The sequence below is a fragment of the Nocardiopsis sp. NPDC006198 genome (assembly GCF_040613895.1).
In the GTDB taxonomy this organism is placed as follows: Bacteria; Actinomycetota; Actinomycetes; order Streptosporangiales; family Streptosporangiaceae; genus Nocardiopsis; species Nocardiopsis tropica.
In genome coordinates this window covers 82,869-103,468 of the sequence record NZ_JBEXSY010000014.1, presented here as the reverse complement: position 1 = coordinate 103,468, position 20,600 = coordinate 82,869, and the positions used below count along the sequence as shown (strand labels likewise).

Genomic DNA, 20,600 nt, shown 5'->3' with positions numbered 1-20,600 from the left:
GCAATAAGCTGTGCGCATGGTTCGTCGTGTCATGACCCTTGTTGTCGCTCTCGCCCTTCTCGTCGGGCTCGGAGCAGGCAGCCTCCTCCTCCCGCTGCCCTACCTGGTGGCAGCCCCGGGCCTCACCGTGAACACGGTCGGGGAGACCGAGGAGGGGCCCGTGATCGAGATCGGCGGGGCCGAGAGCTACGAGCACGAGGGCTCCCTGTCGATGGTGACCGTCCAGTACGCGGGCGGGCCCCAGCACCGGCTCAACTTCTTCGGCGTCGTGACCGCGTGGCTCTCGCCCACCGAGGCCGTCCTCCCCGAGGAGCTGCTGTTCCCGGCGGGGCGCACGCCCGAGGAGGTCAGCGAGCGCCAGACCGTGCAGATGAACGACTCCCAGACCAGCGCCACGGCCGCCGCCCTCAACGAGCTCGGCATGGAGTACGAGGCGGTCCCCGTGGTCAACGGGACCGTCGAGGGCATGCCCGCGCACGGGGAGGTCGAGGAGGGCGACGTCATCCTCGCCGTGGACGGCACGGCCGTCCCCACCGTGAGCGGCGACGGCTCCGAGGAGGCCGTCGGCAGTTCGGCGGTCGTGGACCGGGTCGGTGACCGGGAGCCCGGAGAACCGGTCGGGCTCACCCTGGAGCGCGACGGGGAGACGGTCGACGTGGAGATCCCCACCGAGGAGGGCGAGGAGGGCGGCGCCGCGGTCGGCGTGCTCATCTCCGACCAGATGGACTTCCCCGTGGACGTGGACATCACGATCGGCGACATCGGCGGCCCCAGCGCGGGCATGATGTTCGCCCTGGGGATCATGGACCGGCTCAGCGAGGAGGGCCTCACCGGAGGCGTCGACGTCGCCGGGTCCGGAACCATCACCTCCGACGGCCGGGTCGGCGGCATCAGCGGCATCCCGCAGAAGATGGTCAGCGCCCAGCGCGCCGGCGCCGAGTACTTCTTCGTGGCCGCGGACAGCTGCTCCCAGGTCGCGCAGTCGGCCGCCTACGGCGAGCTGGACGTCGTGCGCGTCGAGACCCTCACGGACGCGGTCGACGCCCTGGAGACCATCCGCGGCGGCGGCGACGACCTCCCCCGCTGCGAGTAGGGGCCGAGGGCCGGGCGCGGCCGGAGCCGCCCCGCGCCCCGGCCCTCCACGGCCGGACGACGGACGAGAAGGCACGGGAGGCCCCCGCCGTCACGGCGGGGGCCTCCCGTGCGCTCTCGCGGACCGGCCGGGGTCATTCCCCGCCCGGCTCCTCCTCCAGGTCCAGGGTCAGCGCCAGGGCGGAGGTCAGCGCCGGGATCAGGTCTGCGCCGTTGAGCACCTCGGACTCGCTGTCGTGGCTGCGCATGCGCATCGCGCAGTGCCGCGAACCGTCCCGCATCACACCCGCGACCATGCGGATCTCCTCGGTCTCCCGGCCGGACGCGCTCGGGTCCTCGCCGGCGGCCAGGGTCTCGTCCGAACCCTTCACCACCAGGCGCTCCATGACCAGGGCGCACCCCGCCACGCCCTCGGGCCAGAGGATGCGCCCCAGCGCCTCCTCCAGGGGGAGGTCGTCGGGCAGCGGCTCCTGCTCGACCGGGGTCAACTCGTCGGGATCGGCAGGGGAGCCGATCCCCAGCAGATCGGCCAGCGCCGGCTCCGCCCGCAGCAGTTCGGCGGTCGGCACCAGGGCGTACAGCCCCAGAGGTCGGTCCCAGCCCTGCTCGGCGGTGTGGCGTTCGAGGTCCATGACGGCTTCGCGAATGTTCGACACGTTTCCATAGTGACCGATGTGGGAACCCCACGGCTCCCGTTCCCGGACAGTAGGGTCGCAACGGAGCCTCCCGGATGCGACTCCGATACAGCAACGATGCAGCCTTGTCACCCGCGTGAGGGTGATTTCGGGAACCCGGCACCCACCATTTAAGTTTTCAGTAACAAGGCGCCACACGCGCACCCAACGCACCTACCAAGCCAGAACGAGGGGGAGGCGTGAGCTTCCGATCGCCCGGCGCACCACCTGCGCGTATGCCTCGCCGATCAAGGTTGCTCGCGCCAGTCGCGGCGACCGTGGTCGTCATCATCGCGGGGCTGATGCTCGCCGCGAACTTCTGGACCGACTACAAGTGGTTCAGCTCCGTCGGCTACACCTCGGTCTTCCTGACCGAGCTGTGGACCCGTGTGCTCCTGTTCGCCGTCGCCGGCCTGGTGATGGCCGTCATCGTCGGCGCCAGCGTCTACTTCGCGTACCGCTCCCGGCCGGGCATCCGGCCGATGAGCCTGGAGCAGCAGGGCCTGGACCGCTACCGGCAGTCCATCGACCCGCACCGCAAGCTCTTCTTCTGGATCGCCGTCGGGGCCCTGGCGCTCCTGGCCGGGGTCGCCGCCAGCGGTGACTGGCGCGCGTACCTCCAGTTCACGAACAGCACCGACTTCGGTGTGAACGACCCCGAGTTCGGGATGGACGTCGCGTTCTTCGCGTTCACCTACCCGTTCCTGCGCATCCTGCTCGGCTACCTGTACGCGGCCGTCATCCTGGCGTTCATCGCCGCGGTGATCGTGCACTACCTGTACGGCGGGGTCCGGCTCCAGAACGACACCGGCCAGCGCGCCACCCCGGCCGCCCGCGTACACCTCTCGGTGCTCCTGGGGCTCTTCGTGCTGCTGCGCGCGGGCTCCTACTGGCTGGACCGCTACGGGCTGGTCTTCTCCGAGCGCGGCTACACCTTCGGCGCGTCCTACACCGACGTCAACGCCGTCAAGACCGCCCTCATGATCCTCACCGTCATCTCGGTGATCTGCGCGGTGCTGTTCTTCGCGAACATCTACTTCAAGAACACCATGGTCCCCATGGCCAGCCTCGGGCTCCTGGTGCTGTCCGCCGTCCTGGTCGGCGTCGCCTACCCCGAGATCGTCCAGCGCTTCCAGGTCAACCCCAACGAGCAGCGCCTGGAGAGCCCGTACATCGAGCGCAACATCGAGTACACGCGCGACGCGTACGACATCGCGGACGCCGAGGTCGAGGCCTACGACGCCACCACCGAGCTCAGCGCGCAGGACCTGGTCGAGGAGTCCCAGGGCACCAAGGTGCGCCTGGCCGACCCCTCGGTGGTCTCCCAGACCTTCCAGCAGATGCAGCAGGTCCGCGGCTTCTACCAGTTCCCGGACGTCCTGGAGGTCGACCGCTACCCGGACGCCGAGGGCAACCTGATCGACACGATCGTGGCCGTCCGCGAGCTGGACGGTCCGCCCGACGACCAGGACAACTGGCTGAACCGGCACCTCATCTACACCCACGGCTACGGCATGGTCGCCGCCACCGGCAGCGACATCGATGCCGAGGGACGCCCGGTCTTCACCGAGTACAACATCCCGCCGCGGGGCGAGCTGAGCGAGGTCACCGGCGAGTACCAGCCGCGGATCTACTACGGCCGCGAGGGCGCCGAGTACGTCATCGTCCAGGCCGAGGAGGAGTACGACTACCCCCTCGACTCGGAGGAGGACACCGCGGACGTCCCGACCCTGGACGACGCTGTCGATCCCGAGGTCAGCCCCGCCCCCGACGAGGCCCGGGCGCCGGGCGACGCGGACGCCCAGGAGAGCCCGGAGCCCACGAACGAGGACCCGCCCGCCGAGGGCGGCGACGGGACCGAGGGCACCGAGGAGGAGGCCGACCCCAGCGGTTCGCAGGCCTACAACCGCTACGACGGCAGCGGCGGCGTCCAGCTGAGCAACTTCTTCGACCGGATCCTGTACGCGATCAAGTACCAGGAACCGAACATCCTGCTCAACAGCGCCATCACCGGCGACTCGCGCATCCTCTACGAGCGCGACCCGCTGGACCGCGTGGAGAAGGTCGCCCCCTACCTCACCGTGGACAGCCGCCCCTACCCGGCGGTCGTCGACGGCAAGGTGGTCTGGATCGTCGACGCCTACACCACCTCCGACGGCTACCCGTACGCCAACCGGATCGACTTCACCCAGGCGGTGACCGACACGTTCACGGACGGGTCGGCGCAGCAGGTCGGCGCCCTGCCGGGCAACGAGGTCAACTACATCCGGAACTCGGTGAAGGCCACCGTCGACGCCTACGACGGGACCGTCACCCTGTACGCGTGGGACGAGGAGGACCCGGTCCTCCAGACCTGGATGGACTCCTTCCCGGGCACGGTGACGAGCCGGGACGAGATGAGCGATGAGCTCATCGACCACGTCCGCTACCCGGACGACCTGTTCAAGGTGCAGCGCGAGATCATGCGCGAGTACCACGTCACGGACGCCGCGGCCTACTACGGCGGTCAGGACTTCTGGGCCGTGCCCAACGACCCGACCGGCGGTACCGAGGCCCCGGAGCCGCCCTACCGGCAGACGATCCAGTACCCGGGCGCCGAGGAGGCCAGCTTCTCGCTGACCAGCACGTTCGTGCCTCGCGGCCGTGAGAACCTGGCGGCCTTCATGGCGGTGGACAGCGATCCGCGCTCCGAGGACTACGGGCAGCTGAAGCTGCTGGAGCTGCCGCGGAGCACGGTGATCTTCGGTCCGGGACAGGTGCAGAACGCCTTCGACGCGGACGCCGACGTCCGGGAGGTCCTGCTGCCCCTGGAGCAGTCCAACGCCGAGGTGACGCGCGGCAACCTGCTCACCCTGCCGTTCGCGGGCGGCCTGCTCTACGTGGAGCCCCTCTACGTGCAGGCCGGCGGAGGCGGTAGCGCCTCCTTCCCGCTGCTCCAGCAGGTCATGGTCGGCTTCGGTGAGGAGGTCGCGATCGGCAGCAACCTGCCGGACGCGCTCAGCAACCTCTTCGAGGGCGCCGAGGGCACTCCCGAGGAGACGCCCGAGGAGGCGCCCGAGGAGACCCCTGAGGAGAACGAGGCCGGCGGCGGCGGTGGTTCCGACCAGGAGCTCACCGACGCCCTCAACGAGGCCGTGGAGGCCTGGGAGGAGGCACAGGAGTCGAACGAGCAGGCGAACGACCGCCTGCGCGAGGCCCTGGAAGCCATCGAGGAGCAGATGAACGAGTAGGACCGGGTCCGCCCCCTTCCCGGGGGCGCACCGGCGGGGCGGGGCCTTCGGGTCCCGCCCCGTCCTCGTGCGGAAGGCCCCGCGGGACGCGGAGGACGCCGGTCGCCCGCGTCCCGGAACGCTGATTTGGGTTATCGGCCGGGGCACGCTAGTCTGTGAACACAACGACGCGGGGTGGAGCAGTTCGGTAGCTCGCTGGGCTCATAACCCAGAGGTCGCAGGTTCAAATCCTGTCCCCGCTACCAAGACCCGGACCCGGGAGAAATCCCGGGTCCGGTGCTTTTCTCGGAATTACCGTTTCGGTTGATTTCGGGGAACACGCTCGAAAGGGCGCGCTTGAGTGGCTCGACCGGGAAGAGAAGCCTGGTAGAGTGGTCACAGGCCAGACGGGAAACCGGAAGGCCACAGGGTGGGATCTCACCGGTCGTCCTCACGGAAAACCGATTTGCCACCCGGGGTCACAAGCCCTAAAATAGAGATCACGACGCGGGGTGGAGCAGTTCGGTAGCTCGCTGGGCTCATAACCCAGAGGTCGCAGGTTCAAATCCTGTCCCCGCTACCGAGGAAAACACCGGGTGGAATTCCACCCGGTGTTTTCTCGTATGTCGGCCGTCACCGTGTGCGGTGGAGCCCGGGCGGAATCCCGCCCGGGCTCCCGCGCGGTCAGCGGGTACGACCCTCCACCAGCTCGACGACGCGGTCCGCCCGAGCGGCCACCTTGGGGTCGTGGGTCACCACGACCACGGCCGAGTCGCGGATCCTCGCCTGCTCCAGCAGCTGGTCCATGATCATGGTGCTGCTGGCGGCGTCCAGGGCGCCCGTGGGCTCGTCTGCGAGGACCAGCCCGGGGTCGCGGCTCAGCGCGCGCGCCAGGGCCACACGCTGCTGCTCACCGCCGGACAGCTGGTGCGGCTCGGAGTTCAGCCGGTGCCCCAGGCCCACGGACTCCAGGAGCTCGCGTGCACGGGCGCGGCGGCGCAGCAGGGGGACCCCGGCGATCACCAGGGGCACCGCCACGTTCGCCAGGGCGGTGCGCCGCTCCAGAAGGTGGAACTGCTGGAAGACGAAGCCGATGCCCTCGCCCCGGAGCCAGGACCTGCGGCCCTCGCCGAGCGCGGTGGTGTCCACGCCGTCGAACGTGTAGGAGCCGCCGCTGGGCTTGTCGAGGAGCCCCAGGATGTTCAGCAGGGTGGACTTGCCCGAGCCGGACTGCCCGACGATCGCGACGACCTCCCCCCGCCGCACCTGGAACGTGCAGTCGTGCAGGACGTCGATGCGGTCCCCCGACACGGTGAAGTGCCGGGTCACCCCCTCCACGCTCAGCAGAGGGGCGGAGTCCGGCGGGGCCGATCCGGCCTCCGGGGCCGGTACGTGGACCGACATCTAGCCCTCCTCGCCCATCAGGTCCTCCTCGGCGTCCCCGGCGCCGGGGACGTCGAACCGGGGGTCGAGGGGCACCGGGTCCATGATCATGTCCCCGACGCCCAGCCCCTCGGTGACCTCGACGAGGGAGCCGTCGGACATACCGAGCCGGACCTCGCGGACCTCCTCGGAGCCGTCGCCGGCGACCACCACGACCTCGCCCTCCTCCGAGGTGCCGCGCACGGAGGTCACGGGCACGACCAGCACGTTCTCCGCCTCGCCGGTGGTGACGGACAGCTGGCCCTGCACCCCGTCGAACACCTGGAGGTCGGAGGGGACACGGCAGGTGAGCCGGCTGCCGCCGCCACCGCCGGCCCCCTCCTCGCCGGTCTCGCCGCCGGCGTCCTCGCCGCCGCCTCCACCGCCGCCGTCCGCGCCGAGGGACAGGAACTCGCAGACGTCGGCCGGCGGGCCCTTGTCGATCTTGAGCATGATGTCCTCGGGGTCCTCGTAGAACCTGTAGAGGTCGTTGGCGGGGATCGACGCGACCGCGCGGAACCGGTCGGGGGCGACCTCGGCGACCGCGGCCCCGGGCTCCAGCACGTCGCCGACGAGGACGTCGTCCAGCCCGGACACCGTGCCGCTGGTCGGCGCGTACAGGGTGGTCTCCGTGGCCGCCGGGGCGTCGGAGGCCCCCTCGCCGTCCTCGGGCGCCGCCTCGGCCTGCACCCTCACGTTGACGATCGGCGCGCCCTCCTCGACCTCGGCGCCGTCCGCCACCCACAGGTGGGTGACGGTCCCGCCGCCGCGCGCCTTCACCGCCTCACCGGGCTCGGCCTCGACGACGGCGTCCAGCACCATCACGGAGCTGATCTCGCCCATCACGACCTCGACCGGCGCCCCGCCGACGTCCATGGCGCTCGGGTCCATGAGCATCTCGTCGGAGGGGTCTCCCAGGCGGCCCAGCAGGAAATAGCCGGTGCCGGCCAGCCCTCCGAGGACGACCAGCACCGCACCGATGATGATCCACTTCTTCACGTGTGTCTCCTATTCCCGGAGTCCGGCGACGACGGACGCGCCGAGCGCCCGCATCGCGGGGATGATCCCGGCCAGCAACCCGACCAGCGCGGCGCTGCCCAGTCCGACGAGTACCCCGGCCGGGGGGATGTTCAGCGGGATGTCGTCCGGCAGCTGGACGAAGGAGCCCAGGACCGCCCCGCCGACCGCCAGCACCGCCCAGCACCCGGCGATGGCGATGATCCCGGCGACCAGCGACACGACGACCGACTCCATGACCACGGCCACGAACAGGGTGAACCGGCTCGCGCCCAGGGCCCGGTAGGTGGCCAGCTCGCGGCGGCGCTCGCGCACGGTGACCAGGCCGACGTTGAGCACGCCGAGCAGGCCGGTGGTGAGGGTGATGGCGGCGATGCCCATGAGGGCCAGCGACAGGTAGGTGATGGCCTCGTTCGTCATCTCCGCGTAGTCCGAGCGGTAGGACGAGAGCGACTCGCGGTTCTCGACGCCCCAGCGCCACGACGCCGACCCGAGCCGCTCGGTGAAGATCTCCCCCCAGGGGTCGTCCGCGGCGGGGTCCTCCGGGTCGATGCGCACCTGGTACGTGGTGGGGACGCCCATCGCGTACATCGCCTCGGCCTCCGACTCCTCCTCCTCGTCGGAGGAGCCGGAGCCGAAGATCAGTTCCTCGGACGCGGGGGAGCGCAGGATGTACGCGCTGTACCAGCCGGAGTCGAGGGCGGAGCTCTCCAGGACGCCGATGACGCGCACGTCCATCCAGTGGTCGGTGCCGACCTGGACCCGGGCGAGGTCGCCGATCGCGGCGGCCAGCTCCTCGTTGACGATCATCACGGGGGCGAGGGAGCCGGTGTCGGCGTCGGTGAACCAGCGGCCCTCCAGCATGTTCATCCGCCGGATGTCGCCCAGGGACGGGTCGACCCCCGTGAAGCTCGCCTCGGTGACCACCGTGTCGCCCGAGCGGATCGAGGGCGGTTCCACGGGGGACTGGTAGAGCGAGACGTCCTGGCCGCCCGCGCGGACGAGGTCCTCCTCGAAGGCCGCGCGGTCGGTGATGGTCTCCTCGAACACGCTGACCTCGAGGGTCGCCGGCCGGCCGGCGTTGGCCTCGCTGTAGGCGGTGGCGAACCGCTGGCCGAAGTCGCTGGCGCTGACCACGAGGACCAGAGCGCCCACGCCGACGACGATGCCCGTGCAGGAGAGGATGGTCCTGGCCACGTTGGCCCGAGAACCGGCGAAGGCCAGCACGATCCCGGCCATGAGGGAACGCAGCATTCGGCCCCTTCCGTGGTGTCTGTGGGCCGGCGCCGCGACGGCGGCACCGGGATGCCCGCGTTCAGCGGGGTTTCATCAGAGCCATCGCAGGGAAGGGCGGGTTCGGTTCACCCCGAACGGCGGTAATTTCGGATTGTTGCGGTTTTTCGTTTGGTATGACCGGAACCGCGGCCTCAGAACGCGGCCCCGGGGTCAGTCCACCTCGAAGCCGTCGCAGGTGAGCGGTGTCCCCGACCCCGTGTCGGACCAGACCACGGTGTGGACGCCGCTCTCGGCCCTCGCGTCGAAGTCGTCGGGGTAGCGGAGGCGGCTCCACTCCCCGGGCACGGCCTCAGCCCCGGCCGTGGAGGACTCGCCGCCCGGCCCGATCACGGAGGCGGTCAGGGAGGAGGCCCCCGCGTCCGCGGGCACCAGGACGCCCAGCTCGACCGCCTCCCCGCGGTCCGCCGGGGAGCGGGGCGCCTCGGTCCGCCAGGAGCCCGCGTCCGGGGCGTCCACCGCGGGGGCGCACATGTACGTCGTCGGGTCGAAGGACGTGTCGGGCACGCCCAGGCCGCCCACGCCGTCCCGGGCCGAGGTGCGCACGGCGTCGGCGATCATCTCGTTGAGCTCCTCGGGGCTGTACCCGTGGCCGCCGCCGCAGGCGGTGACCAGCAGGACGGCGGCCCCGCACAGGGCCGTCCCGAGGGTTTTCATGGTCAGCACACGACGCACGTTACTACGGAACGTGTTCGAGTGAGTGCATTATGTGATTGTGGTGGGCGGTGCGGGGAGGGGGCTCAGCTCCGGCGCAGCGGTGTGGGTCCGCCGTTCAGCCAGGTCAGCACCTGGTCGTGGATCGCACCGTTGGTGCACACCAGGGGACCGCCGTCCTCGAAGCCCTCGCCCCGCAGGTCGGTGGCCCGGCCGCCCGCCTCCTCCAGGATGATCGGCAGCGGGGCCGCGTCCCACAGCGAGAGCTCCGGCTCGGCGGAGATGTCCACGACGCCCTCGGCGACCATCACGTGCGACCAGAAGTCGCCGTAGGCGCGGGTGCGCCACACCGAGCGGGTCAGCCCGAGGAACGATTCGAGCCGGCCCTGCTCCTCCCAGCCGGTCAGCGACGAGAAGCTCAGGGAGGCGTCCGCCAGGTCCGGCACCTTCGACACGTGGCAGCGCGTCGCCTTGGACAGGCTGCGGCCCTGCCACGTTCCGGCGCCCTTGGACGCCCACCAGCGGCGGTACAGCGCGGGCGCGGACACCACGCCCACCACCGGCCGGTCGCCCTCCAGGAGGGCGATCATGGTCGCCCACACGGGGACCCCGCGCACGTAGTTCTTGGTGCCGTCGATGGGGTCGATGACCCACACCCGGTTGCTGTTGCCCGTGCGGCCGTACTCCTCACCGACCACGGCGTCCCGGGGCCGGGCGCGCGAGAGGACGCCGCGGAGGGTCTCCTCCACCATCCGGTCGGCCTCGGTGACCGGGGTGAGGTCGGGTTTGGTGTCGACGACGAGGTCGAGCGCTCGGAAGCGCTTGAGCGCGAGGTCGTCGGCAGCATCGGCGAGCACGTGGGCCAGCCGCAGATCATCGTCAAAGGACGCCATGGCCGGTAACGCTACCCTCCCCGGCACGAACATGGCCAAAGCGGCACACGCGCGTGATCAGAGTGTTAGCGGAGCCCCGCGGGGGCGAAACCCGGCGTTCCGGCCGCCGCCGTGCCCTCCGGGGGACGGGCGCGCACCGCCGCGGGTGGGAGGATGGGGGGATGGACACGGTGAGCGGACGGACGCGGGCCGAGGGCGCCCCGGCGCGGGAGCGGCTGATGGACGCCGCCTGCGCCGAGGTCGTCTCCGGCGGCTGGGCCGAGCGCCGCATGGCGGACATCGCCACGGCGGCCGGGGTGTCCCGGCAGACCCTGTACAACGTGTTCGGCAGCAAGGAGGGCCTGCTCCAGGCCATCGTGGTACGTGAGGTCAACGCACTGCTGGACCGCGTGGTGCTCCTGCTGGACGCCGAGGACGGGGACCCCGCCCACGTGGTCAGCCGGGCCACCCGGCTGGTGCTGGGGGCGGCCCGGGACAGCCCCCTGCTGCACGCCGTCGTGACCGGGGACCGCGACCTCCTGCCGGTGCTCACCACCCGCTCGGCCCCGCTGCTGGACGTCCTGGGGGAGCGGATCGCCGCCATGCTGAACGGGCGGCTCCCGGACCTGGACCCGTCCGTGGCCGACGCGGTCGCCGACGTCAACGTGCGGCTCACCGTCTCCTACGCCCTCCAGCCGATCGACCCCGACGAGGCGGCGCGCCGGGTCGAGACGGTGGTGCACGGAATGCTGCTGGTCGGCCGCTGAGAGGAGCCCGTGGCGTGCTGGACGGACCCCTGCCGGAGCACGAGCGCCTGGAGGTGCTGCGCTCCTGCATGAAGGACGGGCGGATCACCGCGATCCCCGTCCGCCGCTCCGCCCGGCTGGTCCTGCTCGACCGGGTCGCGCGCGCCTTCGAGCCGGGGGTCCGCTACAGCGGGGACGAGGTCAACACGGTCCTGCGCGGCTTCAGCGCCGACGTGTCCGCCCTCCGGAGGGGGCTGGTCGACGAGGGGTTCATGGAGTGCGACCGCACCCGGTACTGGCGGTGCGGCGGCACGGTCGACCTCTGACCGCGCGGCCGGGCGCCCCGGCACCCGGCCGCGCGGTCACGGGACGGGGTCCTCAGCGGCGGGGCACCGCGAGGAGGTCGACGACCCCGGTTCCGTCCTCCTCCCGGTGGCCGTCGGCCAGCCGCCGCGCCATGAGGTCCGTGTACGGGGTCAGGAGCTCGGTGCTCACCCCCTGCTCCTCCGCGGTGCGCAGCAGGGTCGCGTTGCCCTCCACCTGCATGGCGAGGTTGGAGACCACGCCCTCGGTGTAGTCGCCGCTCTCCAGGTGCCCGGCCACGGCGGGGACGCCCGCGTGGGCCATCGAGGCGAGCCAGTCGGAGAGGAGCACCGCGAACTCCCGCAGGGACACGTCCTCGTGGCGCACCAGGGCGAAGGCGTGCGCGACCCCGGCGAACATGCCGTTCATCGCGCTGAGCAGGGCCACGTCCTGGAGGGAGGCCAGACCGGCGTCCTCCCCCGCGTGGCGGGCGCCGACGGGCACCTCCAGGGCCGCCCGGTGTTCCTCGAACACCCCGGCCGGGCCGCTGTAGAACACGTAGCCGCCTGCCTCGGGGACGCCCACCATGGGCGGGATCGCCATGATGCCGCCGCTCAGGAACCGGGCTCCGCGCTCCCGGGCCCACTCCGCGCGGGCGCGGGCCTGGGCGGTGTCCCCGTCGTGACGTCCACCAGGTCCCTGCCGGAGAGGTCGGCGCCCTCCAGGGCCTCGCCCACGGAGGCGTCGTCGAGCAGGCAGGTCACCACGAGGCGGGCGGAGGCGGCCGCCTCCGCGGCGGTGGCGGCGACCTCGGCCCCCTCTGCGGCGAGGGGCTCGGCGCGGGACGGCGTGCGGTTCCACACGGTCAGCGGGTACCCGGCGGCGAGCCAGGCACGGGCGAAGGCGGTGCCCATGGCTCCGAGTCCGAGCAGGGCGATACGTGGTTCGGTGGTGGTCGCGGAGGTTCCCGCGGTGGTCTTCGTCATGTCGACTAGGCTCGTCCACGGCGTGGGGACCGACAAGTACGCACTGTGAAGTGGGTGCTCACCCCGGGGTAAGCGTGCAGGCGGAAGGGGTGCGGGGATGGTCACCAGACGAGGGGCGGACGCCTACCACTGCGGTATCGACGCGGCGATGGACGTGATCGGCGGCAAGTGGAAGGTGCTCATCCTCTGGGCCCTGGAGGAGCGGGCCCACCGCTTCGGGGAGCTGCGCCGCGCGCTCGACGGCGTCACCGAGAAGGTCCTCGCCTCCCACCTGAGGGAGCTGGAGGACGACGGCATCGTGCACCGCGAGGACTTCGGCGAGGTGCCGCCCCGGGTCGAGTACTCCCTGACCCCGCTCGGCCGCTCCCTGAACGACGCGCTCGCCCCGCTGGGCGACTGGGGGCGCGCCAACATCGGAGGGGTCCCGCCCGAACCCGGGGAGCCGGTTCGGGACCACGGGCAGCCGGTCGGCCGCTGACGCGGCGCCGAGGAAGGGAGCCCGGAACGGCAGGGGCGGGGAACCGCCGCCGCGAACGGGCCGGCTCAGGCCTCCGGCTCGTCGGTGTCCCCCTCGCGGCTTGCGAGCAGGCGGCGCAGGGACGCCACACGGGCGGGGTCGAGCTCGCCGCGCTCCAGCGCCGCGCCGACCGCGCAGTCGACGGCGTCGGGCTGGTGCGCGCACCCGGGCGGGCAGCCCTCGGCCGCCTCGGCCAGGTCCGCGAAGCCCGCCACGATGTCCTCCGGGGAGATGTGCGCCAGGCCGAAGCTGCGCACGCCGGGGGTGTCGATCAGCCAGCCGCCCTCGAAGGGCAGGGCCGCGGCCGACGTGGACGTGTGGCGGCCCCGCCCCGTCACCGCGTTGACGTGGCCCACCGCCCGGTCGGTGCCCGGAACCAGCCGGTTGACCAGGGTGGACTTGCCCACACCGGAGGAGCCCACCAGGACCGTGGTCCGGCCGGAGAGGCGCTCCCGCAGCCCCTCCAGACCGCCCTCGGGGCTGAGGACCTCGAAGGGCACCCCCAGGGGCTCGTACACGCGCACGAGCTCGTCCGGTGCGGCGAGGTCGGCCTTGGTCAGGCAGAGCAGGGGGGAGAGCCCGGCGTCGTACGCGGCCACCAGGCAGCGGTCCACGAAGCGCGGCTGCGGGGCCGGGTCGGCGAGGGCGCAGACGATGGCCAACTGGTCCGCGTTGGCGACGATCACCCGCTCCACCGGGTCGGTGTCGTCGGCGGTGCGGCGCAGCACCGACCCGCGGTCGCGGACCCTCACCACCCGGGCCAGCGTGTCCGCCCGGCCGGACAGGTCGCCGACCACGTCCACGCGGTCGCCGACGACGATGGAGCCCCGGCCCAGCTCGCGGGCCTTCATGGCGACCACGGGGACGCCGTCGACCAGGCACCGGTACCGGCCCCTGTCGACGGCGGTGACCATGCCCTCCACGGCGCCCTCGTGCTTGGGCCGGTTGCGGGTACGGGGCTTGGAGCCGCCCCGGGCGCGCACGCGGATGTCGTCCTCGTCCAGGTGGCGTCCCCCGCCCCGCGTGCGGCTCATGCCAGGGCCTCCGCCCACAGGCCCGGGAAGTCGGGCAGCGTCTTGCGCGTGGTGGCGATGTTCTCCACCTCCACCCCGGGCACCGCGAGCCCGATGACCGCGCCGGACGTGGCCATCCGGTGGTCGTCGTAGGAGTGGAACACCCCGCCGTGCAGGGGGCGCGGCCGGATGACCAGGCCGTCGGGCAGTTCCTCGACGTCGCCGCCCAGCCGGTTGACCTCGGCGGCCAGGGCGGCGATCCGGTCGGTCTCGTGGCGGCGCAGGTGCGCGATGCCGGTCAGCCGGGAGGGCGTGGAGGCGAGCGCGGCCACCGCCGCGACGGTGGGGGTGAGCTCGCCGACGTCGCGCAGGTCGGCCTCGATGCCGCGGACCTCCCCGGTGCCGCGCAGGGTCAGGCCGCCCTCGGACCAGGTCACCTCCCCGCCCATCCGCGTGAACAGCGAACGGAGCGCGTCACCGGGCTGGGTCGTGCGCCCGGGCCACCCCTCGACCGTCACCTCGCCCCCGCTGACCAGCGCGGCAGCCAGGAACGGCGCGGCGTTGGACAGGTCCGGTTCCACCGTGGTGTCGGAGACCCGGACGGGTCCCGGCTCGACCCTCCAGGAGTTCTCCTCCACCGACACGGACACCCCGGCGGCGCGCAGCATCTCCACCGTCATGTCCAGGTGCGGCCGGGACGGCACCGGCGGTCCCGAGTGGCGTACGTGCACGCCCTCGGCGAAGCGCGCCCCGCTCAACAGCAGGGCCGACACGAACTGGGACGAGCCCGACGCGTCCAGGACCACCTCGCCACCGCGCACACCGCCTGTGCCGCGGATGGTCATGGGCAGCGCCCCCCGGCCGCCGTCGTCGATGTCGGCGCCCAGCGCCCGCAGGGCGCCGAGGAGCTCGCCCACGGGCCGCTCGCGGGCGCGCGGGTCCCCGTCGAAGCGCACCTCGCCCGAGGCCAGGGCCGCCAGAGGGGGCACGAACCGCATCACCGTGCCCGCGTTGCCGACGTCGACCGAGGCCGGGCCGCGCAGCGCGGCGGGCGTGACCTCCAGGTCGCCGCCGACCTGCGAGACCCCCACGCCCAGCGCCCGCAGGGCGCCCACCATCAGCTCGCTGTCCCGGCTCGCCAGGGGCCGGCGCACCACCGACGGCGTCTCGGACAGCGCCGCCAGGATCAGGGCGCGGTTGGTGACCGACTTGGAGCCGGGCAGGGCCAGCCGGGCGCGCACCGGCCGCTCGGCCACGGGCGCGGGCCAGTGGGGGCCGCCGTCGCCGGCGGCGGTCCGGGGGGTCGTGTCGGTCTGGGCGGGCTGCGAGGACATGGAGTCGGGCATGACCCAAGGTTATCGGGACCGGAAAAGGGCGGGGAGCTGTGGCCGCGGGGCTGTGGACGGCCAGGGACGGGCGGCACGCACCCTCCACGGCTCGGCCGGGCGGGGGAGCCGCCCCGCGGGGCCGTGGGCGGCCCGGGACGGACGTATCCTTGGTGACGCCATGGTGTATCTGGATCACGCTGCCACGACCGAGGTCCGTCCCGAGGTGGTCGCCGACATCGCGGCCGAGCTCGGCTCCCTCGGCAACCCCTCGTCCCTGCACGGCCACGGCCGTGCCGCCCGCCGCACCGTCGAGGAGTCCCGCGAGAGGATCGCCCGGGCGCTCGGCTCCACCCCGCACGAGGTGGTCTTCACCGGAGGCGGGACCGAGTCCGACAACATCGCCGTCAAGGGCCTCTACTGGGCGCGCAACGCCGAGGACCCCGCCCGGCGGCGCATCCTCACCAGCGCCGTCGAACACCATGCCGCCCTCGACCCGGCCCACTGGATGGCCGAGCACCAGGGCGCCGTCCACGAGGCGCTGCCCGTGGACGCCCTGGGCGGGCTCGACCCGGAGACCCTCCGCGAGGCCGTCGAGCGGGACCCCGGGTCGGTCGCGCTGGTCTCCGTCATGTGGGCCAACAACGAGGTCGGCACGGTCCAGCCCGTCGAGGAGCTCGCCGCCGTCGCCGCCCGGTACGGCATCCCCTTCCACACCGACGCCGTCCAGGCGGTCGGGGCGGAGCCGGTCGACTTCGCCGCCGCAGGCGTCACCGCCCTCACCGTCAGCGGGCACAAGCTCGGCGGCCCCGTCGGCGCCGGGGCGCTGCTGATCGCCCGCGGCACCGCCCCGACCCCCGTCCTCCACGGCGGCGGCCAGGAGCGCGACATCCGTTCCGGGACCCTGTCGACCCCCCTGCTGAGGGGGCTGGCCACGGCCGTCGACCGCGCCGTCGCCGAACGCGAGGAGCACGCCAAGCACCTCGAGTGCCTGCGCGACGAACTGGAGGAGGGCGTCCGCGCCGTGGTCCCGGACGTGGTCGTCAACGGCGACCGCGAGCGCCGGCTGCCCGGCATCTCCCACCTGTCGTTCCCCGGCTGCGAGGGCGACGCCCTGCTGATGCTCCTCGACGCCCGGGGCATCTCCTGCTCCACCGGCTCCGCCTGCTCCGCGGGCGTCGCCCAGCCGAGCCACGTGCTCCTGGCGATGGGGGCGGACCCCGACACCGCCCTGAGCAGTCTGCGGCTGTCCCTGGGGCGCACCTCCACGCGCGAGGACGTGAGGGCCCTGGTGGAGGCGATCGGCCCGGCCGTCGAGCGGGCACGGGCCGCCCGCGCCAAGCGCCGACGCTGAGGCACGGGCCGGCCCTGGGCCGCGCAGACCGCTCCGCGCCGCCCCCGCGCCCCCGGCGGCCCGGGAGGGACGGCAGGGGGAGCGGGGGCGGCCGGGTCCCGTGCACCCGGCCTCCCGGGCCGGTACGGCTAGCCGGCGCGGTTGACGGTGACGGATTCGATGACCACGTCCTGGGTGGGGCGGTCGTTCGCGTCGGTCTCCGTGACGGAGATGGAGTTCACGATCTCCATGGACTCCTCGTCGGCGACCCGGCCGAAGATGGTGTGCTGGCCGTTCAGGTGGGGGGTCGCCGCGACGGTGATGAAGAACTGGGAGCCGTTCGTGCTGGTGCCCCCTCCCCGGTTGGCCATGGCGAGGACTCCGGGCTCGGAGAACTCCCGGCCGGACCCGACCTCGTCCTCGAAGGTGTAGCCGGGACCGCCCTGGCCGGTGCCCTGCGGGTCGCCCCCCTGGAGCATGAAGTCGGCGATGACGCGGTGGAAGACGGTGCCGTCGTAGAACTCGGCCTCGCCCGTCACCGGGTTGGGCACGCCCTCGCCCTCGGCCAGGCCGACGAAGTTGGACACCGTGACCGGGGCGTCCTCGGGGAACAGCTCCAGTTCGATGTCGCCCTCACTGGTGTGCAGGGTGGCGCCCTCGACGTCGGTGACGTCCACCTCGGCGGGGCTGCCGGTCTGCTCCTGCTCGGGCGCCGCGGAGTCCCCGCCGGCGGGCTCCCCCTGGTCGGCCGGGGCCCCGTCGCCGCCGCAGGCTGTGGTGGCGAGCAGCGCGGTGCAGGCGAGTACGGCTGTCGCCGACAGGGTGAAAGGCTTCATCGGTTCACTTCCGGGGTGAGTGTCGCGGTCGGGCGGCACATAGCGTACTCCGCACCGTGGAGCACCCCTGTCTTGGGGTATCGCACGGTCCGTCATGCTTCGACCACGATGCGGCTCCGGGGGCGTGCGGGTCAGGAGGGGCGGGGATCACCGTCCCCGTCGCGGCCCTCCCCGCCGTCGCCGTCACCCCGTCCGGCCTCCTCGCCCCCGGCCGACTCCTGGGCCTCGCGGGCACGCCGCCGCTGGGCGTCGGCCCGCTCACGGCAGCGGCGGAGGAACTCCTCGTCCTCCTCCGGGGTCGCGGCGCGCGCCCGGTGGGGGTGGTCGTACTCAGGGAAGGGCGGGGGCGGCCCGGCGGGCGCGGCCGACGGGGCGCGTCGGGGCCGGCCCAGGGCGAACCAGAGTATTGCCCCGATCTTGGGCAAGAGCAGAACGACGACGGTCCAGGCGGGTTTGGGCAGCAGCCGCACCGCGCCGGCGTCGGAGCCGACAACGTCGAACAGGGCGTAGATCCAGACGCCGAGGGCGACGACGAACAGCAGGAGGGCGAGGTGGGACAACGGGGGTTTCCAATCGGGGGATCGCGCGAACGGCGGGCGGCATTATCAGTCCTTGTGATGACTTATCACGGATCGCCGCACCCGCACGGTCGCTTGACCAGCGCCCCCGGCGCGAGAGAGGGTCGGGGAACGAGGTCGGGGCGTCGACCCGAGGGTATGCGAGGCCGGCCCCGCCAGGCGACGGGAGGGGACATGGGTGTGAACAGTGCGTTGCCGTCTGCGATGTGGCTCCCCTTCGGCGCGCGGATCCTGCGCGCCCGCTCCGACCGGGGGCTCTCGCGGGCCGAGCTCGCCGCCACGGTCGGCGTGACCGACGACAAGCTCCGGGAGGTCGAGGACGCCCACTGCAGACCGGCCCGTTCGCTGGTGGAGCGGGTCGACAACGTCCTCGGCACCGACCACCAGCTGGTCGAGGCATGGGCCATCACCCTCCAGGCGGAGGCCTTCCCCAACGAGTTCGGCGACGAGCGCGAGCTGGCCGTGCACGCGACCGACCTGTGGGAGCACCAGCCCATGGCCGTCCCGGTGTTCCTGCGCACGCGCGAGTACTCCCGCGCCGTCCTCGGCCCCGGCCACCCCGCCCTGTCCCCGGACGAGGTGGAGCTGATGGTGGAGGAGGAGATGGCCAACCGGGCCGCGATGACGGGTCCGGACGGCCCCGTGCTGCGGGTCGTGCTCAACGAGTCCGTCCTCCAGCGCCCCCAGGGCGGCGCGGAGGTCCTCAACGCCCAGCGGGACTTCCTCGCCGACCTGATCGAGGCCGGCATCGTCACCGTGGGCGTGATCCCCGAGCAGACCGCGCACCACCCCGGCCTGGGCGGCGCGTTCCGGATGATGGAGTTCGCCGACCGGCCCACGATGGTGTACGCGTTCGCCGCCGAGGGCGGCGACCTGACCGCGGAGTCCGAGCAGGTGGGGCGCTGCGCGATGGTCCGCGAGGCCATCGAGGAGGCCACCGTGGAACTCACGCCCCGCTCGGAGCTGCTGACGGCCCGCTGGCCCGCCGGCTGACGGGCGCGGGCTCCCGCCCTTGGGCCGACGTCCCGTCATGGGCTAGGTTGCCCGCCATGGATATCGCGATCACATCCGGATACGTCGTCCCCGTGGACGGCGACCCCATCGACGGCGGCACCGTCGTCATCTCCGACGGCAGGATCACCGCGGTCGGAGCGGACGCGGACACCCCCGTCCCGGAGGGCGCCACCGTCGTCGACGCCTCCGGCAAGTGGGTGCTCCCCGGTTTCGTCGAGGCCCACGGCCACCTCGGCATCGACGAGGAGGGCGTCGGCTGGGCCGGCGACGACACCAACGAGATGACCGACCCCAACGGCGCCCGCATGCGCGCGCTCGACGCCATCAACCCCGCGGACCGGGGCTTCGTCGACGCCCTGTCCGGCGGAGTCACCTCCTCGGTCGTCAAGCCGGGCTCGGGCAACCCCATCGGCGGGCAGACCGTGGCCGTCAAGTGCTGGGGCCGCAGCATGGAGGACCGCCTGATCAAGCAGCCGGCCAGCGTCAAGAGCGCCCTGGGCGAGAACCCGAAGCGGGTGTACGGCAAGAAGGACCAGATCCCCTCCACCCGCCAGGGCGTGGCCGCGGTCATCCGGGACGCCTTCACCAAGGCCCAGGACTACAAGGCCAAGCGCGACCACGCCGCGAGCGAGGGCACCCCGTTCGACCGGGACAACACCCTGGAGGTGCTGACCAGGGTCCTGGACCGCGAGCTCCCGTGGTGCCAGCACACGCACCGTGCCGACGACATCCACACGGCGATGCGCCTGGCGGACGAGTTCGGCTACCGCCTCATCATCAACCACTGCACGGAGGGCCACCTCCTCGCCGACGAGATCGCCGCACGGGGCATCCCCGTCATCACCGGCCCCCTGATGACCAGCCGCTCCAAGGTCGAGGTCAAGAACAAGACGCTGGCCAACCCCGGCATCCTGGACCGGGCGGGGGTGAAGGTCGCCCTGACCACCGACCACCCCGTCGTCCCGATCGAGTTCCTCGTCCACCAGGCCACCCTGTGCGTGAAGGAGGGCATGGCGCCCGAGTCCGCGATCCGCGCCCTCACGGTCAACCCGGCCGAGATCATGGGCATCTCCGACCGCGTCGGCTCGCTCAAGCCGGGGCTGGACGGCGACGTGGTCGTCTGGTCCGGCGACCCGCTCGACGTGATGAGCCGGGCCCTGAGGGTGTTCGTGGAGGGGCGCGAGGTCTACACCTACGACGAGGAGAAGCGCTCGGGCTCGGCCCTGGACGCCTTCTACCGGGAGGACTAGGACGCAGGGGCGCGGTCCCGGGTGCGGCGAGGGCCGGCCGGGGCCGCGGCCCGTGCCGCCCGCGGAGCGCCGGGAGGGTTCCGGGGCCCCGGGCCCTGAGGCCCTCTTAGGCCGCGGTGCGCGGTGGCGCCCGCCTCTGAGGCGGGGCCCGCGCCGTATTCGGGGTGATGTCCCGATGGCGGACGGGGCCGCCTCAGGCCGACTCTGGAGCCTGTCGGGAGGAGGACTCCCGGCGCACGGACCCCAGGGAGGCCCCATGAACCACCACGACGCCGCAGCCGAGGCCGCCGCGGCCTACCGGGCCGAGAGGGAGCGCGAGGCGGCCCGGGAGCGCCTCGTGCGCGGGGCGAGCCGCCGGGAGCGGGCGGAGCGGCGCCGGGCCGACCGCGCCCGGCGGCCGGAGCCGCCGGACCACGGGAGCGGCGGGACGCACGCCCTGGCCGTCTGAGGCGGGCCGGCGGCCGGG

At 72.8% G+C, this 20,600-nt stretch carries 19 protein-coding genes, 2 tRNA genes and 1 pseudogene; 11 read left to right on the top strand and 11 right to left on the bottom strand.

Features of this window, described 5'->3' with window-relative positions; genetic code table 11:
- Positions 1-31: 31 nt before the first annotated feature.
- Entirely contained in the window at positions 32-1,093 is a 1,062-nt protein-coding gene (locus tag ABZ234_RS12550; RefSeq protein ID WP_355012075.1) for a S16 family serine protease, read from the top strand.
- A 133-nt stretch (positions 1,094-1,226) separates the two neighbouring features.
- On the opposite strand, the gene ABZ234_RS12545 is transcribed toward ABZ234_RS12550, so the two are convergent.
- On the bottom strand, positions 1,227-1,748 hold the full coding sequence (locus tag ABZ234_RS12545; protein WP_267948266.1) for a PPA1309 family protein: 522 nt from the start codon (positions 1,746-1,748) through the stop codon (positions 1,227-1,229).
- A 254-nt stretch (positions 1,749-2,002) separates the two neighbouring features.
- Here ABZ234_RS12545 and ABZ234_RS12540 point away from each other — a divergent pair, with 254 nt between their 5' ends.
- The 3 genes from ABZ234_RS12540 to ABZ234_RS12530 all read left to right on the top strand — a co-directional run bounded on the left by ABZ234_RS12540 (position 2,003) and on the right by ABZ234_RS12530 (position 5,555).
- A complete protein-coding gene (locus tag ABZ234_RS12540; RefSeq protein ID WP_352984351.1) occupies positions 2,003-4,996 on the top strand; it encodes a UPF0182 family protein in 2,994 nt (997 codons plus the stop codon).
- A 168-nt stretch (positions 4,997-5,164) separates the two neighbouring features.
- A tRNA-Met gene (locus ABZ234_RS12535) sits at positions 5,165-5,241 on the top strand.
- Between the two features lie 240 nt (positions 5,242-5,481).
- Positions 5,482-5,555 (top strand) — tRNA-Met (locus ABZ234_RS12530).
- Positions 5,556-5,659: 104 nt separating this feature from the next.
- On the opposite strand, the gene ABZ234_RS12525 is transcribed toward ABZ234_RS12530, so the two are convergent.
- The 5 genes from ABZ234_RS12525 to hisN all read right to left on the bottom strand — a co-directional run bounded on the left by ABZ234_RS12525 (position 5,660) and on the right by hisN (position 10,254).
- A complete protein-coding gene (locus ABZ234_RS12525) occupies positions 5,660-6,379 on the bottom strand; it encodes an ABC transporter ATP-binding protein (RefSeq protein ID WP_267948268.1) in 720 nt (239 codons plus the stop codon).
- Positions 6,380-7,396 (bottom strand): efflux RND transporter periplasmic adaptor subunit, encoded by a 1,017-nt coding sequence (locus ABZ234_RS12520; RefSeq protein ID WP_355012060.1) that lies wholly within the window; start codon positions 7,394-7,396, stop codon positions 6,380-6,382.
- A 9-nt stretch (positions 7,397-7,405) separates the two neighbouring features.
- Positions 7,406-8,668, bottom strand: coding sequence for an ABC transporter permease (locus ABZ234_RS12515; RefSeq protein ID WP_355012059.1), 1,263 nt, complete (start codon positions 8,666-8,668; stop codon positions 7,406-7,408).
- Between the two features lie 192 nt (positions 8,669-8,860).
- A complete protein-coding gene (locus tag ABZ234_RS12510; RefSeq protein WP_355012074.1) occupies positions 8,861-9,364 on the bottom strand; it encodes a hypothetical protein in 504 nt (167 codons plus the stop codon).
- Between the two features lie 83 nt (positions 9,365-9,447).
- Entirely contained in the window at positions 9,448-10,254 is an 807-nt protein-coding gene (hisN, locus tag ABZ234_RS12505; protein WP_267948271.1) for a histidinol-phosphatase, read from the bottom strand.
- 161 nt (positions 10,255-10,415) lie between these two features.
- Between hisN and ABZ234_RS12500 the strand changes: the two genes are divergently transcribed.
- Both ABZ234_RS12500 and ABZ234_RS12495 read left to right on the top strand, forming a co-directional pair.
- Complete coding sequence (locus ABZ234_RS12500; protein WP_355012058.1) at positions 10,416-11,000, top strand: TetR family transcriptional regulator; 585 nt, start codon at positions 10,416-10,418, stop codon at positions 10,998-11,000.
- A 14-nt stretch (positions 11,001-11,014) separates the two neighbouring features.
- Positions 11,015-11,305: a DUF2087 domain-containing protein gene (locus ABZ234_RS12495; RefSeq protein WP_355012057.1), complete on the top strand. Its 291-nt coding sequence runs from the start codon at positions 11,015-11,017 to the stop codon at positions 11,303-11,305.
- A gap of 52 nt (positions 11,306-11,357) precedes the next feature.
- Here ABZ234_RS12495 and ABZ234_RS12490 read toward each other — a convergent pair.
- Positions 11,358-12,196 (bottom strand): annotated as a pseudogene (locus ABZ234_RS12490) (NAD(P)-binding domain-containing protein).
- A gap of 169 nt (positions 12,197-12,365) precedes the next feature.
- Here ABZ234_RS12490 and ABZ234_RS12485 point away from each other — a divergent pair.
- Entirely contained in the window at positions 12,366-12,746 is a 381-nt protein-coding gene (locus ABZ234_RS12485) for a helix-turn-helix domain-containing protein (protein ID WP_355012056.1), read from the top strand.
- A gap of 65 nt (positions 12,747-12,811) precedes the next feature.
- Here ABZ234_RS12485 and rsgA read toward each other — a convergent pair whose 3' ends face one another.
- Positions 12,812-13,819, bottom strand: a complete 1,008-nt coding sequence (rsgA, locus tag ABZ234_RS12480; protein ID WP_344180112.1) for a ribosome small subunit-dependent GTPase A — start codon at positions 13,817-13,819, stop codon at positions 12,812-12,814.
- Positions 13,816-15,144 carry a 3-phosphoshikimate 1-carboxyvinyltransferase gene (gene aroA, locus ABZ234_RS12475; RefSeq protein ID WP_355012055.1) on the bottom strand — a complete coding sequence of 443 codons (1,329 nt, stop codon included), beginning with the start codon at positions 15,142-15,144 and terminating at the stop codon, positions 13,816-13,818. Before aroA ends, rsgA begins: the two co-directional genes overlap by 4 nt.
- A gap of 160 nt (positions 15,145-15,304) precedes the next feature.
- On the opposite strand from aroA, the gene ABZ234_RS12470 reads away from it, so the two are divergent.
- Positions 15,305-16,477 (top strand): cysteine desulfurase family protein, encoded by a 1,173-nt coding sequence (locus ABZ234_RS12470; protein WP_267948278.1) that lies wholly within the window; start codon positions 15,305-15,307, stop codon positions 16,475-16,477.
- Positions 16,478-16,605: 128 nt separating this feature from the next.
- Here ABZ234_RS12470 and ABZ234_RS12465 read toward each other — a convergent pair whose 3' ends face one another.
- Complete coding sequence (locus ABZ234_RS12465) at positions 16,606-17,292, bottom strand: peptidylprolyl isomerase (RefSeq protein WP_267948279.1); 687 nt, start codon at positions 17,290-17,292, stop codon at positions 16,606-16,608.
- Between the two features lie 131 nt (positions 17,293-17,423).
- Positions 17,424-17,852 carry a PLD nuclease N-terminal domain-containing protein gene (locus tag ABZ234_RS12460; protein WP_355012054.1) on the bottom strand — a complete coding sequence of 143 codons (429 nt, stop codon included), beginning with the start codon at positions 17,850-17,852 and terminating at the stop codon, positions 17,424-17,426.
- Between the two features lie 192 nt (positions 17,853-18,044).
- Here ABZ234_RS12460 and ABZ234_RS12455 point away from each other — a divergent pair, with 192 nt between their 5' ends.
- From ABZ234_RS12455 to ABZ234_RS12445, 3 genes are all read left to right on the top strand, one after another.
- The gene (locus ABZ234_RS12455; RefSeq protein WP_267948281.1) at positions 18,045-18,863 is read left to right on the top strand and encodes a helix-turn-helix transcriptional regulator; all 819 of its coding nucleotides are present in this window, start codon (positions 18,045-18,047) and stop codon (positions 18,861-18,863) included.
- A gap of 56 nt (positions 18,864-18,919) precedes the next feature.
- On the top strand, positions 18,920-20,134 hold the full coding sequence (locus ABZ234_RS12450) for an amidohydrolase (protein ID WP_267948282.1): 1,215 nt from the start codon (positions 18,920-18,922) through the stop codon (positions 20,132-20,134).
- A 256-nt stretch (positions 20,135-20,390) separates the two neighbouring features.
- Positions 20,391-20,582 carry a hypothetical protein gene (locus tag ABZ234_RS12445; protein WP_267948283.1) on the top strand — a complete coding sequence of 64 codons (192 nt, stop codon included), beginning with the start codon at positions 20,391-20,393 and terminating at the stop codon, positions 20,580-20,582.
- Positions 20,583-20,600: the final 18 nt, after the last annotated feature.

Coding starts and splice junctions, on each gene's coding strand:
- ABZ234_RS12550 (WP_355012075.1), top strand. CDS start 32: ATGACCCTTGTTGTCGCTCTCGCCCTTCTCGTCGGGCTCGGAGCAGGC.
- ABZ234_RS12540 (WP_352984351.1), top strand. CDS start 2,003: ATGCCTCGCCGATCAAGGTTGCTCGCGCCAGTCGCGGCGACCGTGGTC.
- ABZ234_RS12525 (WP_267948268.1), bottom strand. CDS start 6,379: ATGTCGGTCCACGTACCGGCCCCGGAGGCCGGATCGGCCCCGCCGGAC.
- ABZ234_RS12515 (WP_355012059.1), bottom strand. CDS start 8,668: ATGCTGCGTTCCCTCATGGCCGGGATCGTGCTGGCCTTCGCCGGTTCT.
- ABZ234_RS12510 (WP_355012074.1), bottom strand. CDS start 9,364: ATGAAAACCCTCGGGACGGCCCTGTGCGGGGCCGCCGTCCTGCTGGTC.
- hisN (WP_267948271.1), bottom strand. CDS start 10,254: ATGGCGTCCTTTGACGATGATCTGCGGCTGGCCCACGTGCTCGCCGAT.
- ABZ234_RS12500 (WP_355012058.1), top strand. CDS start 10,416: ATGGACACGGTGAGCGGACGGACGCGGGCCGAGGGCGCCCCGGCGCGG.
- ABZ234_RS12485 (WP_355012056.1), top strand. CDS start 12,366: ATGGTCACCAGACGAGGGGCGGACGCCTACCACTGCGGTATCGACGCG.
- rsgA (WP_344180112.1), bottom strand. CDS start 13,819: ATGAGCCGCACGCGGGGCGGGGGACGCCACCTGGACGAGGACGACATC.
- aroA (WP_355012055.1), bottom strand. CDS start 15,144: ATGCCCGACTCCATGTCCTCGCAGCCCGCCCAGACCGACACGACCCCC.
- ABZ234_RS12470 (WP_267948278.1), top strand. CDS start 15,305: ATGGTGTATCTGGATCACGCTGCCACGACCGAGGTCCGTCCCGAGGTG.
- ABZ234_RS12465 (WP_267948279.1), bottom strand. CDS start 17,292: ATGAAGCCTTTCACCCTGTCGGCGACAGCCGTACTCGCCTGCACCGCG.
- ABZ234_RS12455 (WP_267948281.1), top strand. CDS start 18,045: ATGGGTGTGAACAGTGCGTTGCCGTCTGCGATGTGGCTCCCCTTCGGC.
- ABZ234_RS12450 (WP_267948282.1), top strand. CDS start 18,920: ATGGATATCGCGATCACATCCGGATACGTCGTCCCCGTGGACGGCGAC.
- ABZ234_RS12445 (WP_267948283.1), top strand. CDS start 20,391: ATGAACCACCACGACGCCGCAGCCGAGGCCGCCGCGGCCTACCGGGCC.